Raw genomic sequence first — 12,944 nt, 5'->3', positions numbered from 1 at the left:
GGAAGGGTGAACACCATACGGCTGCGCGATCCCGGCAGCGGCACGGTGAGCGAGACGTCCGATCCGCCGAAGCGCGCCGCGTCGAGCACCAGGTGCGTCCCCCTGCTGGGTCGCAGCCGTACGCTCGCATCGACCTGCCCCGCCCACACGCCGGCGGCGTTGAGCACCGCCCGGGCGCGCACGGCGAGCGTCTGACCGGTCAACTCGTCGCGCAGCGTCGCTCCGTTCCCGGTGACGTCGACGGCGGCGACGCGCGTGAGCACGCGCGCACCGAACCCGGCGGCCGTGCGGGCGACCGCCACCACGAGCCGCGCATCGTCGACGAGCCGGCCGTCCCATCCGCGGATCGCACCGCGCAGTCCGTCGCCGCGCACCGCGGGCGCGACACGCAACACCTCATCGGCGCCGATCACCCCCGGAGGCGGCAACACACGGCCCGGCGTGCCCACGACACGGCGCAGCGCATCGCCCAGCAGATAGCCGGCGCCGACGTAGGCGCCCCGGTATCGATGCCCCGGAGCGAACAGCGGCATGACCTGCGCCAGGGGCCGAGTCAGGTGCGGCGCCGTGCGCGTCATGAGCACGTGCCGTTCGGCGGCGCTCTCGTGCGCGATGCCGAACTGCCCCGACGCCAGGTAACGGAGGCCGCCGTGCACGAGCTTCGAGCTCCACCGGCTCGTGCCGAAGGCGAGGTCGTGGCGTTCGACGAGCACCGTCGACAGGCCGCGGGACGCGGCATCCAGCGCCAGACCCACTCCGGTGATGCCGCCGCCGATCACGAGCACGTCGACCTGTGGGTCGTCGCCGAGCATCGCCAGGTCCCGCGCGCGGCGCGCGGCGTTGAGGTGGCTTCTTCCCGCGGTCACCGCGCCGGCTCCCCCACGTAGCCGCGTAGTGCCGCGGCGAGCTCGGCCTCCCACACTCCCACGGGCAGACGGTCCGCGACGAGCGGCGCCGACTGCACCGCCGACTGCACGATCAGCAGCACCATGGCGGCCATGCGCTGCGGCTGACCGGCACGGACGACACCCGCGGCCTGACCGGCGGTGACGAGCAGTTCGAGGCGCGCGAGGATGTCGTGCTGGCTCGTGCCGAGCCGTTCGAGGATGTACCGTGCGAGGAGCTCGGGATCGGTCTCGCGCAGCCTGCGCAGCAGCGGCAGATCCCGGACATGGGCGGCGGTCGCCACGAGCGCCTCGACCATTCCGTCGAGCGATCCGGCGGTTGTCTCGTCGGACACGGCGTTCCGCATCTCGCTGGTGAGCACGTCGGCGTAGAGGGCGGTGACGTCGGGCCAGTAGCGGTAGATCGTCTGACGGCTCATTCCGCTGCGCCGTGCGATGTCGGCTACCGTCGTACGGCGCACGCCATGTTCTTCGAGCGCCGCACGCGCCGCGCCCAGGATCACAGCGCGGGTCTCGGCGACGGTGCCGTCCGCGGTGGCACCCCTCGGCGACTCGACCTCGATCATGTGACAAACATACACGCTGTGTCATACTGTCGCACATGACTTCCGCACCCGGTGAGGACCACGCGCGGGACGAGGCCATCGAGCGCCCGTCTCCCGCACTCGACATGCAGTGGGATGCCTGGGGCGACGGGTCGCGCGCCGCCACCCTCCCCGCCGGGGTCAAGCCGATTCTCGCGCTGATCCTCAAAGGCAAGCCGCGCGGAATCCCGCGGCGGCTCGGCGAGGTCGCCCTCACACCCTCCCGTCTCGACACCGCACAGCTTGAGGCTCTCGCCGCGATCGCACCGACGGCCGCCGATGACGCCGCACGCATCCGGCACCTGGGTGGCAAGAGCACCCTCGACCTGCTTGCGCGCCGACTCGACGACGTCCAGACCGCACCCGATGCCGTCGTGTTCCCCGCCGACCACGACGAGGTCCTTGCCGTGCTGGCGCACTGCACGACGCACGACATCGCCGTCGTCCCGTTCGGCGGCGGCACCAGCGTCGTCGGCGGAGTGGACCCGGATGCCGGCACCCATCGCGCCGTCATCGCCCTCGATCTCACCCGCACCGCGGGGCTGCTCGATCTCGACGAGACGTCGCTGCTGGCGGCCTTCGGCGCCGGCACCACCGGCCCGCAGGCCGAAGAACTTCTCGGCCGGCACGGGTACACCCTGGGCCACTTCCCACAGAGCTTCGAACACGCAAGCCTCGGCGGCTACGCCGCCACTCGCTCGAGCGGGCAGGCGTCGCGCGGGTACGGGCGCTTCGACGACCTCGTGCACGCCTTGCGTGTGGCCACCCCGGTCGGCGAGCTGCACGCGGGGCGCGGCCCGGCGAGCGCCGCAGGTCCCGACCTGCGCGAGCTGTTCCTCGGCTCGGAAGGTGCGTTCGGCGTGCTCACCGAAGTCACCGTCCGCATCCGGCCCATCCCGACGACCACCGCGTACGGCGCCTGGTCGTTCCCCGATTTCACCACCGGAGCGGCGGCCGTGCGCGAAGCGACGCAGCGTGGCATCCAGCCCACCGTGCTGCGCCTGTCGGATGAGACCGAAACCCGCATCAACGCGGCGATGGGCGGCCACTTCACCCGCATGAGCGGGTGCCTGGCCATCGCCACAGCCGAAGGCGACGATGCCGCGGCCACCCTCGCCCGGCTCGACGCGGTGTTCCGCGCGCACGGCGCCAAGCCACGGGGAGAAGACCCCGCACGCTCGTGGGAGCGCGGGCGATTCAACGCCCCCGGACTGCGCGACACCCTCATGGACATCGGCGTGCTCGCCGAGACCCTCGAGACGGCAACCACGTGGGCTCGGCTCGATGCACTGAAGTCCGCGGTCACCGCTGCGCTCACCGACGCCCTCGACGGGCGACCGCTGATCTCGTGCCACATCTCGCACGTGTACCCGGCCGGAGCGTCGCTGTACTTCACCGTCATCGCCCCTCTCGATGCCGACCCGGTTGCACAGTGGGCACAGGCCAAGGATGCCGCGTCACGTGCGATCGGCGCCGCCGGCGGCACCATCACCCACCATCACGCGGTCGGGGCCGACCACAAGCCGTATCTTGCCGCCGAGATCGGCGACCTCGGCGTCGCGGTACTGCGGGCGGTGAAGCAGACCCTCGACCCGCAGGGGACGCTCAACCCGGGCACACTGATCCCGTGAACATCGCCGTCGTCGTCAACCCCGCCGCCCGGGCGGGGGCGCACACCGACGCCGCGACGAAAGCCGTCGAGCGTTTGCGCGCGCACGGGCACACGGTCACCGAGATCAGCGGCGGCAGTGCGGCCGAGACATCCACTCTCATCCGCACCGCGGTCGAGGTCGGCACCGACGCGGTCGCCGTCGTCGGGGGCGACGGAACCGTCAACCTCGCCGCGCAGGAGCTCGCGGGCTCCGGCGTGCCGCTCGGGATGATCCCCACCGGCACCGGCAATGACTTCGCCGCACACTTCGGCGTCCCTAGGCTTGCGCCCGAGCATGCCGCCGATGTGATCCACGCCGGCGACACGCGTGCGGTCGACCTCGCCCAGGTCATCCGCGCGGACGGCTCGACGCAGGTGTATGCGACGGTGCTCGCGTGCGGCTTCGACTCGGCCGTCAACGACCGAGCGAATCGCATGCGCTGGCCCAAGGGCGACATGCGGTACAACATCGCCATCCTGCTGGAGTTCGTCTTCCTCAAAGGACTGCCGTTCACCGTACACGTCGATGACGAGCGCGTCGACGGGCCGCTCATCATGGCGAGCGTCGGCAACACCCGTACCTACGGCGGAAACATCCCCATCTGCCCCGACGCCGACGTCGCCGACGGACTGCTCGATCTCACCGTGGTTCGCCCGTCCGGGCGGCTGCACCTGCTGCGACTGCTGCCCACGCTGTACAAGGGAACACACGTGCAGCACCCCGAGGTCGAGACGTACCGGGGCCGGCGGATTCGGCTCGAGGCTGCGAACGTGACGGCGTATGCCGACGGCGACCCGATCGGCACGCTGCCACTGACCATCGATGCCCTTCCCGGCGCGTTGACACTGTTCGCACCCGCTGCCGACACCACCGTCTGACACACTGGAGAGATGCCCGAGGCATCCGATTCCCGTATCGCCGTCTACATCGACTTCGACAACATCGTCATCTCCCGCTACGACCAGGTCAACGGCCGCGGGTCGTTCATGAAGGACCGCGGGGTATCCAAGCCCTCGGCCGACTTCGCGCCCAGACTCAAACGCGCGACCGTCGACCTCGGCGCGATCATCGACTTCGCCGCCTCGTTCGGCACCCTCGTGCTGACCCGCGCCTACGCCGACTGGTCGGCCCCGGTGAACGCCGACTACCGCACGCAGTTGGTCGGTCGCGCCGTCGACCTCGTGCAGTTGTTTCCCGCAGCGGCATATGGCAAGAACGGCGCGGACATTCGCCTCGCGGTGGATGCCGTGGAAGACATGTTCCGCCTGCCCGACCTCACCCACGTGGTGATCGTGTCGGGCGACTCCGACTATGTGCCGCTCGCGCAGCGCTGCAAGCGGCTCGGGCGGTATGTGATCGGAGTGGGTGTCGCGGGGTCGACGGCGAAGTCGCTCGCTGCCGCGTGCGACGAGTTCGCCAGCTACGACGGACTGCCCGGTGTGCCCGCGGTGCCGCCGGAGGCCGAGACCGAGCGCCCGGCCAAGAAGCCGGCGGCGAAGAAGGATGCGACCGACGACAAGCCGGCAGCAGTATCGACGACGGCGAAGAAGCCGAGAGCGAAGAAGGATGCCGCGCCTCCGGCGCCGACACCGCAGGAAGCGGCATCCGTGCTGCTCGAGCGCGCGCTGCGGCTTGAGACGCTACGCACCGACGAGGACTGGGTCAATGCCTCGGCCGTGAAAGACCTGCTCAAGCGCATGGATCCCTCCTTCAGCGAGAAGGACCTGGGGCACCGCTCCTTCACCGACTTCATCCGCGCACAGTCCGATGTCGCCGAACTGCGCGAGGAGGGAAACATCCGGCACGTGCGGCTGATCTCGGGCTGACGCAGGTCACTCATGCCGGCGATCGTCGCGATCTCCATCGCCGTGGTGGCGACGTCATCTCCGCGATTGTGCCGATGACGGGTCAGAGCACGGCGGCCGCCTGCTCGACGAAGCGCTCGTAGTCAGCGAGGTCGTCGCCGGGCACGATCGCGCGCAGCACGACCTCGTCGACAGCATCCCGGTAGGACTGGATGCCGGTGGCGAACGCCTCGGGTATGAGCACCGTGTCGGCCGCCGTGAAGCCCAGACGCGCGAAGTTCGCGGCGTAGTTGGGGTAGCCGGCGTATTGCGCGGCCTCCTTCTCCAGCCGACCCAGGGCTGCCTCGTCGAGCGCCGTCCGCACGTACAGCGCGACGTGCGGATGCGTGCCCTGCGCACGTGCCTCGTCGGCCTGCGCCGCCGCGACGGCGGGCGTCAGCCAGCTGAGCAGCGGGCCACCGGCATCCCGCGCCGCGAGCGCCCGCATCTTCGGACCGAGCGCTCCCACCAGGATGCGTGCAGAGGTGTGCTCGCGCAGCTCGGCGATCGCGGCGCGCACCCGCGCGAGCGCGCCGGTGCGGGACTGGCCCGAGCCGATGCCGAGCACGAGGCGGCCCTGCGGCACATCGCGCGCCTGCGCGGCGATCTCGGACGTGGAGCGCCGGTCGACGGGCACCACGCCGGTAGCCAGCGTGAGCGTGGTGGTCGTGCGTGCCGCAGCCGCGAGCGCTGCCAGGGAGTCGGCGCCGGGGGTGTCGTTGACCCATAACGCGTGGAACCCCGCTGCTTCGACGGTGGGGGCGAGCCGCGCGATCGCATCGGGGCCGAGCGCGCCGGCGATGCCGAGGGAGAGGAGAGAGGTCATGCTTCGAGCATGCCCGTACTCCCCCGGCGCCGCCAGTCGCCCGACACAACACAGGACATTGCCGCCGATACGGCGGGCTGGCAGCCCCAGTGCGGCGGGTCACGCGCGACGTCCTACGTTGCGCCGTGTCCGCGCGGCGCGCTCAGCCCCGGTGGGGACTCAGGCCGCGGCGGTCGCCAGCGCCCGGGCCGCCACGACGAGTTGCTCGTCCACCGCATCCACCGTCACGGCGCCGCCGTCTGCCAGCCCGCCGTTCACGAACAGGTCGGCGATGCGGTCGTCGACCTCGCGCTGGATCAGGCGGCGCAGCGGACGCGCCCCGTACTCGGGCTCGTAGCCATGCTCGGCGAGCCACTCCACGGCGGCCTCCGTGATGTCGAAGGTCACGTCGCGCGTGGCGAGCCGCGCCGCTGTCGCGCCGACCATGAGGCCGACGATCTCGCGCAGCTGCGGCTGCTCGAGCTTGCGGAACATCACGATCTCGTCGACGCGGTTGAGGAACTCGGGTCGCATCGCCTCGCGCAGCTTGCCCATCACGCGGTCGCGCAGGTCGTCGTCGGCGTAGCTGCTGCCGTGCGTCGTGAACCCGATCGCACCGGCGCGCGATGCCAGGAACTCCGAGCCGAGGTTCGACGTCATCACGATGACTGTGTTGCGGAAGTCGACTGTACGGCCCTGACCATCGGTGAGCCGCCCGTCGTCGAGCACCTGCAGCAGCAGGTTGAAGACATCAGGGTGGGCTTTCTCGATCTCGTCGAACAGCACGATCGCATACGGGTTGCGGCGGACCCGCTCGGTGAGCTGGCCGGCCTCGTCGTACCCGACGTAACCGGGAGGCGCACCGACGAGCCGCGACACGGTGTGCCGCTCGCCGAACTCGCTCATGTCGAACCGGATGACAGCGTGATCGTCGTCGAAGAGACTCTGCGCGAGCGTCTTGGCCAGCTCCGTCTTGCCGACACCTGTCGGCCCGAGGAACAGGAACGAGCCGATCGGACGACGCGCATCGCCCATTCCGGTACGGCTGCGTCGGACGGCCTTCGCGACCGCCGTGACGGCGTCGTCCTGCCCGATGACCCGGGCGTGAAGCTCGTCCTCGAGGGACGCCAGCCGCTCACGCGAGGACTCGGTCAGGCGAGAAACCGGGATGCCGGTGGCCCGGCTGATCACGGCCGCGATCTCGGGCTCGTCCACAACGCCGCCCGTCGACCGGCTCGAGGAGCGGGTGGGATCGCTCGGGACGGACGATGCTGCATCGAGCCTCGCCTGCACGTCGGCGATGGCGTCGCGGATGCGCGCAGCATCCTCGTACTTCTCTGCGCTCACGGCCGCATTCTTGTCTGCCTCGAGCTCGGCGAGTCGCTCCATGAACGCGTTCGTGTCGACCTGCACGCCCAGCTTCAGCCGCAGCCGCGCACCGGCCTGATCGATCAGGTCGATAGCCTTGTCCGGCAGCACCCGCTCGGTGAGGTAGCGGTCGCTGAGCTCCACAGCGGCGCGCAGCGCAGCATCCGTGTATTCGATCGCGTGGTGCTCCGCGTACGCGGGCGCGACCCCGCGCAGGATCAGCACGGCGTCCTCGACCGACGGCTCGCCGACCTTCACCGGCTGGAAGCGACGCTCGAGCGCCGGATCCTTCTCGATCGTGCGGTACTCCTTCAGCGTCGTCGCACCCACGAGGTGCAGGTCACCGCGTGCGAGCCGCGGTTTGAGGATGTTGCCGGCGTCCATCGCGCCGTCTCCACCACCGCCGGCGCCGACGACGGTGTGCACCTCGTCGATGAACGCGATGATCTCGCCGGACGCTTCGGCGATCTCGTCCATCGTCTTGGTGAGGCGCTCTTCGAAGTCGCCTCGGTAGCGGGCGCCCGCGAGCATCGCGGGAAGGTCCAGCACCATCACACGCTTGTCGCGCAGCTGCTCGGGCACCGCGTCGTCGACGATCGCCTGGGCGAGTCCCTCCACGATCGCGGTCTTGCCGACTCCGGCGTCGCCGACCAGCACCGGGTTGTTCTTGGTGCGACGGCTCAGGATCTCGATGGTCTGCTCGATCTCGTCGGCACGGCCGATGACCGGGTCGAGCTTGCCCTCCTTGGCGAGTGCGGTGAGGTCGGTGCCGTAGGTGTCGAGCATCGGCGTCGCCGACGATGCGTCATCGCTCGGCGGGGCGAGGGGAGCGCCGTTCGGCGCCACCGTCTCACGGGCACCCTGCACCAGGGCGTCCGCCGTGACGCCCGCCTGGGCGAGCACCTGGCCGGCAGGCGTGTCCTGCGCGAGCACGAGCGCGAAGAAGAGATGCTCGGGGTCGACGTAGGTGGAGCCCGACGCCCGTGCAACCTGGAACGCGTGGAACAGCGCACGGTGGACGGCCGGGGTCACGACAGCCGCTTCGGCGTCGGCGGCCGATGATGCGGCCGGGAGGCGGCTCTCGGCGGCCTCCGCGATGGCCTGCGGATCGGCGCCCAGGCGCGCGACGGCGTCCCGTGCCGGCGCCTGGTCGATCAGGACCCGCAGCACGTGCAGCGCGTCGAGCTCGTGCTGACCGCGTTCGAGTGCGAAGCGGCCGGCGCGCTGCAGGCTCTCCTGCGTCCGTGCGCTGAGGAAGCGGCTGAGGTCGACAGAGCGCTCTTGGCGCGCCCGCTCCCCCGCGAGGTAGCGGGCGAGGAATTCGTCGAACGAGTTGTCAGGCATCCCATCTCCATTAAAGTTGAGCGACTGTGCAGCAAGTTTACCAACTTGAGCATGCATCTATCAACTTCAACAACTGTGGGTGTGCTGTATTCCCGCTATCGCTCGAGTGCCTCGCAGACATCGCGGAACAGCGCCGCATGCGTGTCGTTCCACGCCACCGTGACCGGTTCCGGGCACGAGGAGAGCTTGACGATCACGGTGTTCGTCTGCGGGTCGAGCCACACGTACTGCCCATAGATCCCGACGGCATAGACATTGCACCGGTCATTGCCCGTCGACCACCACTGGTTGCGGTAGGACGCATTCGCATGGGTCTTCGTGATCGCCGAGCCCCGCGCCAGCCGGGGGTCTCCGCCGGCGAGCGTGTGAGCCACCCAGGCCGACGACACGATGCGCTCGCCGTTCAGCATGCCGCCCGCGAGCATGAGCTCACCGATGCGCGCGAGGTCCCGCGCGGTGCATGAGATCCCGCCGTTGGCGAAGGTGAACCCCGCGCGGTCCACCGTGATCGACGCGTCGTGCGTGCACCCCAGTCGCTGCCAGACGCGCTCGGCCACGATATCCGCGTACCGACGTCCGGTGACCGCCTCGATCAGCCACGCCAGCACGTCGGTATCGGCCGAGCAGTACTGGAACCGCTCCCCCGGTGCGCCCGTGCTGCGCAGCGTGCGCAGGAACGCGTAGGTGTCCGCGGGGTCGCCCTCACGCATCGAGCGCCAGCCGGCGACACGATCCTGCTGCTGCACCTCAGAATCGGGGTTCGTGTAGTCCTCGTCGTACGCCACCGCGACGGTCATATCCAGAACGTGCTGGATCGTCGCCGACTGGTACGCCGAGCCGATCAGCTCGGGAAGGTACTCGACGACGGGCATGCTCGCATCGATGAGCCCCTCGTCGATCAGAGCCGCCACGGCGATCCCGCAGATCGACTTCGACACGCTCATCAACAGGTGCTGATCATGGCGTCCGAACCCCGCACGGTAGTACTCGGCCACCACCGACCCGTCGCGCACGACGACGAATGCGTCGGTGAAGGCCGCATCCAGCCGGGCCTGCAGGTCAGTCACGATCAGCGCGTCGAGGGAGACGATCGGATGCCTGGGCTCACTGTGCGCGGCGATCGGCGTCGTCGGTACGAACTCGTGCACGTGGGCGAACGCCCACCGGCTGTGCGGGGCCTCCTGCCACGTGTCGACGGTCGGCTGCTCTCGCGCCGACGGGTATCGGGGAGGCAGTGTGGTGATCGCAGAGATGATGTCGGTCACAGCAGGATGCTCCTCTCATCGTGGCCGCGCATCGTGCTCGCGACCCCGGGGGTGGACGGCATGGCCGCCAGCAGCTGACGCGTGTACTCGTGGCTCGGGTGCGTGAGCACGACATCGGCGGGTCCGGACTCGACCAGCTCGCCGCGTCGCATGACCCCGGCCGTATCGCTCATGTAGCGCACGACGTCCAGATCATGCGAGATGAGCAGGTAGCTGAGGCTGCGGTCGCGCTTCAGACCCTGCAGCAGGTTGAGCACCTGCGCCTGCACCGAGACGTCCAGTGCGCTTGTCGGCTCGTCGAGCACGACGAGAGCGGGCTCGGTCGCGATGGCGCGCGCGACGCCTGCACGCTGACACTGCCCACCGGAGATCTGGTGCGGCAGCCGATCGCCGTGCGTCGCCGACAGTCCCACCTCATCGAGCAGTTCATCCACCCTCGCTCGGATCTGACGCACACCGAGTCGCGAATGCGTGACGAGCGGCTCGGCGATGATGTCGCGGATGCGCATACGCGGGTTGAGCGCGGCCATAGGGTTCTGGAACACCATGCCCGTCTGGGCGCGCAGGTCGCGCAGCGCGCGGCCCCGCAGCGTCGCCGGGTCGCGGCCTGCGATCAGGCTGCGCCCGGCCGTCGGCACGATCAGGCGCAGGGCGCAGCGTGCGATCGTGCTCTTGCCCGAACCCGACTCCCCGACCAGCCCGAAGGTGGTGCCGGCGGGGATGCGGAAGCTCACGTCGTCGACCGCGCGGAACACGGTGCGGTGCACGCGGAACTCCTTGACGATGCCTTCGACGACCAGAGCGTCCTCAGGCTGCTCCCTCGGTGCGCTCACGACTCCCCCACTCTCAGGCAGGCGGCCTCGCGGAGGACGCCGATCGGCTCCAGGTCCGGGTCGACCTGGTGGCAGACATCGATGACCCGCGGGCAGCGAGCAGCAAAGGCGCACCCGGTCACGCCGAGCAGGTTCGCCGGGACGCTGCCGCGGATCGCATGCAACGGCTCGCCATGCTCGTGGCGCGCCGGAAGCGCCTCCAGCAGGCCGCGAGTGTACGGGTGCGCCGGGTCGCGCAGCACCTCATCGGTCGGTCCGTACTCGATCACGCGCCCCGCGTAGAGTACGGCGACGTTGTCGCAGACCTCCTGCACGACGCCGAGGTTGTGCGTGATCAGCAGCACCCCGAAGCCGAACCGATCGCGCAGCGACAGCACGAGCTGCAGGATCTGCCGCGCTATGGTCACGTCCAGCGCCGTGGTCGGCTCGTCGAGGATGAGCAGCTTCGGCTCGGTCACCAGAGCCTGCGCGATCATGACGCGCTGCAGCATCCCGCCCGACAGCTCGTGCGGGTAGCTGTCGAACACGCGCTCGGGATCGGGCAGCCCCACATGACCGAAGTACTCGAGGATGTGCGCCTTCATCACCGCGGCGCGCGCCGGACGATGCCGCCGCAGCACCGCGCGCAGCTGGTGGCCGAGGGTGAAGACCGGGTTGAACGCCGTGCCGGGGTTCTGGAAGACGATCGACACGACGTCGCCGCGCACCGGCGACGGGCGATCCAGCCGCTGCTCCACGCCGTCGATCACCACGCGGCCAGACGGCTGAGCGCCCTGGGGCAGCATACCGAGCACCGCGAGCCCGGTCAGGCTCTTCCCGCACCCCGTCTCGCCGACCACGCCGAGCACGTCGCCGGCCGAGATCGTCAGCGAGATTCCCCGCACCGGGCGGTTGGTGAGCCGTCCGCGTTCGGTGAAGGCGATCTCGAGGTCCTCGATGCGCAGCAGCTCGTTCATCGCTTCACCTGCCTCGGGTCGAAGAAGTCGCGCAGGGCGTCGCCGAGCAGGTTGAAACCCAGCACCGTGAGAAAGATCGCCAGACCGGGGAACGTCGAGATCCACCACGCCGTGAAGATCTGACCACGCCCCTCGGCAACCATCAGCCCCCAGTCGGGCGTCGGGGGCTGGGCACCCAGACCGAGGAACGCGAGCGATCCCGCGGCCAGCACGACGGCACCGACATCGACCGTGGCCTGCACGATCACCGGGGTCATGCAGTTGCGGAGGATGTGCCGCGGCAGGATCCGGTAGGCGGGGACGCCGATCGCCCGTGCCGCCTCGACGTACGGGCGCTCGCGCAGCGAGCGCGCCTCGGCCCGCACGAGCCGCGCATACCAGGGCCACCAGCAGATGGCGAGTGCGATTCCGGCGTTGAGCAGGCTCGGGCCGAGCAGCGCGACCATGACCATGGCCAGCAGCAGCGGCGGGAACGCCTGGAACACCTCGGTGATGCGCATGAGCAGGTCGTCGAGCCACCCACCGCGGTATCCCGCGATCGCGCCGAGGGGGATGCCGATGAGCGCGGCCAGTCCCACCACCACGACCGAGATCGTCAGGGCCGGCTGGGCGCCCATGATCACCCGGCTGAGGATGTCACGCCCCAGTTGATCGGTGCCGAACAAGTGTACAGCGCTCGGCGCGAGATTGCGCGTGGCCACGTTGGTCTGGCCCATCCCCTGTTCGGGGTAGGGGGCGATCCACTGCCCACAGAACGCCAGCCCGATGACGAGCACGATGATGGCCAGGCCGAGCGTGGCGAGCCAGTCGGTGCGCAGGACGCGCACCAGGCGGGTCAGCATGGTGTCACGCTGCGGCAGCGGGAGCGGCGTGAGGGTGGTCGTGGCAGTGCTCATGCGATCTTCGCCCTCGGGTCGAGCTTGGCCTGGACCAAGTCCACGGCAAGGTTGGCGAGCAGGTAGGCGAACGCGCCCAGGAGTGTGATCGCGAGGATCGCCGGGTAGTCGACGGCGAGCATCGCTCCCGCCGCGAACTGCCCGATCCCGGGCCAGTTGAACACGACTTCGATGAAGAACGTGCCGGTCAGCGCGTAGGCGGTGGCGAGGCCGACGATGGTCATGGTGGGCGGCAGCGCGTTCTTCAGCGCCAGCTTCCAGCGCACCATGAACTCACGCAGGCCGTACGCGTTTGCCGTGAAGACGTAGTCCTGGCCGAACACCTCGAGCATCGATGCGCGCGTCATGCGCGCGATGAGCCCCATCGGATACGCGGCGAGAGTGACCGCGGGGAGGATCAGGTGCAGCATGCCGTCGTTCCAGGCCGCGAAGTTGCCGGTGATCAAGGCGTCGAACAGTGCGAAGCCGGTGACGTCAGTGACCGGATGCTGG

Annotated in this window: 12 protein-coding genes; 3 read left to right on the top strand and 9 right to left on the bottom strand. The window is 69.8% G+C overall.

The annotated features are described in order from the left end of the window. Both ACK5IN_RS06390 and ACK5IN_RS06385 read right to left on the bottom strand, forming a co-directional pair. On the bottom strand, nucleotides 1–866 hold an 866-nt coding region (locus ACK5IN_RS06390; RefSeq protein ID WP_416895366.1), incomplete at its 3' end, for an FAD-dependent oxidoreductase. Beyond that, complete coding sequence (locus ACK5IN_RS06385) at nucleotides 863–1,471, bottom strand: TetR/AcrR family transcriptional regulator (protein WP_416895365.1); 609 nt, start codon at nucleotides 1,469–1,471, stop codon at nucleotides 863–865. The genes ACK5IN_RS06385 and ACK5IN_RS06390, both read right to left, overlap by 4 nt. A 35-nt stretch (nucleotides 1,472–1,506) precedes the next feature. Here ACK5IN_RS06385 and ACK5IN_RS06380 point away from each other — a divergent pair, with 35 nt between their 5' ends. The 3 genes from ACK5IN_RS06380 to ACK5IN_RS06370 are packed head-to-tail and all read left to right on the top strand — an operon-like array spanning nucleotide 1,507 to nucleotide 4,967. Beyond that, nucleotides 1,507–3,120, top strand: a complete 1,614-nt coding sequence (locus ACK5IN_RS06380; protein WP_416895364.1) for an FAD-binding oxidoreductase — start codon at nucleotides 1,507–1,509, stop codon at nucleotides 3,118–3,120. Then, a complete protein-coding gene (locus tag ACK5IN_RS06375) occupies nucleotides 3,117–4,019 on the top strand; it encodes a diacylglycerol kinase (RefSeq protein ID WP_416895363.1) in 903 nt (300 codons plus the stop codon). The genes ACK5IN_RS06380 and ACK5IN_RS06375 overlap by 4 nt, the downstream gene beginning before the upstream one ends. Nucleotides 4,020–4,031: 12 nt before the next feature. After that, the gene (locus tag ACK5IN_RS06370; protein WP_416895362.1) at nucleotides 4,032–4,967 is read left to right on the top strand and encodes an NYN domain-containing protein; all 936 of its coding nucleotides are present in this window, start codon (nucleotides 4,032–4,034) and stop codon (nucleotides 4,965–4,967) included. Nucleotides 4,968–5,049: 82 nt separating this feature from the next. On the opposite strand, the gene ACK5IN_RS06365 is transcribed toward ACK5IN_RS06370, so the two are convergent. The 7 genes from ACK5IN_RS06365 to ACK5IN_RS06335 form a co-directional block, all read right to left on the bottom strand. Then, nucleotides 5,050–5,811 carry an LLM class flavin-dependent oxidoreductase gene (locus tag ACK5IN_RS06365; RefSeq protein ID WP_416895361.1) on the bottom strand — a complete coding sequence of 254 codons (762 nt, stop codon included), beginning with the start codon at nucleotides 5,809–5,811 and terminating at the stop codon, nucleotides 5,050–5,052. A 159-nt stretch (nucleotides 5,812–5,970) separates the two neighbouring features. Next, the gene (locus ACK5IN_RS06360; RefSeq protein ID WP_416895360.1) at nucleotides 5,971–8,502 is read right to left on the bottom strand and encodes an ATP-dependent Clp protease ATP-binding subunit; all 2,532 of its coding nucleotides are present in this window, start codon (nucleotides 8,500–8,502) and stop codon (nucleotides 5,971–5,973) included. 95 nt (nucleotides 8,503–8,597) lie between these two features. Further along, entirely contained in the window at nucleotides 8,598–9,767 is a 1,170-nt protein-coding gene (locus ACK5IN_RS06355) for a serine hydrolase domain-containing protein (protein ID WP_416895359.1), read from the bottom strand. Then, nucleotides 9,764–10,600, bottom strand: coding sequence for an ATP-binding cassette domain-containing protein (locus ACK5IN_RS06350; RefSeq protein WP_416895358.1), 837 nt, complete (start codon nucleotides 10,598–10,600; stop codon nucleotides 9,764–9,766). Before ACK5IN_RS06350 ends, ACK5IN_RS06355 begins: the two co-directional genes overlap by 4 nt. Continuing rightward, nucleotides 10,597–11,556 (bottom strand): ABC transporter ATP-binding protein, encoded by a 960-nt coding sequence (locus ACK5IN_RS06345; protein ID WP_416895357.1) that lies wholly within the window; start codon nucleotides 11,554–11,556, stop codon nucleotides 10,597–10,599. Before ACK5IN_RS06345 ends, ACK5IN_RS06350 begins: the two co-directional genes overlap by 4 nt. Beyond that, on the bottom strand, nucleotides 11,553–12,452 hold the full coding sequence (locus ACK5IN_RS06340; protein ID WP_416895356.1) for an ABC transporter permease: 900 nt from the start codon (nucleotides 12,450–12,452) through the stop codon (nucleotides 11,553–11,555). Before ACK5IN_RS06340 ends, ACK5IN_RS06345 begins: the two co-directional genes overlap by 4 nt. Beyond that, the coding region (locus ACK5IN_RS06335) for an ABC transporter permease (protein WP_416895355.1) at nucleotides 12,449–12,944 on the bottom strand (496 nt) is incomplete at its 5' end. The genes ACK5IN_RS06340 and ACK5IN_RS06335, both read right to left, overlap by 4 nt.

Origin of the sequence: Microbacterium sp., assembly GCF_047971895.1 — a bacterium.
Lineage (GTDB): Bacteria > Actinomycetota > Actinomycetes > Actinomycetales > Microbacteriaceae > Microbacterium.
The sequence above is the reverse complement of the archived record's forward strand: the minus strand, read 5'-3'. Positions and strand labels throughout refer to the sequence as shown.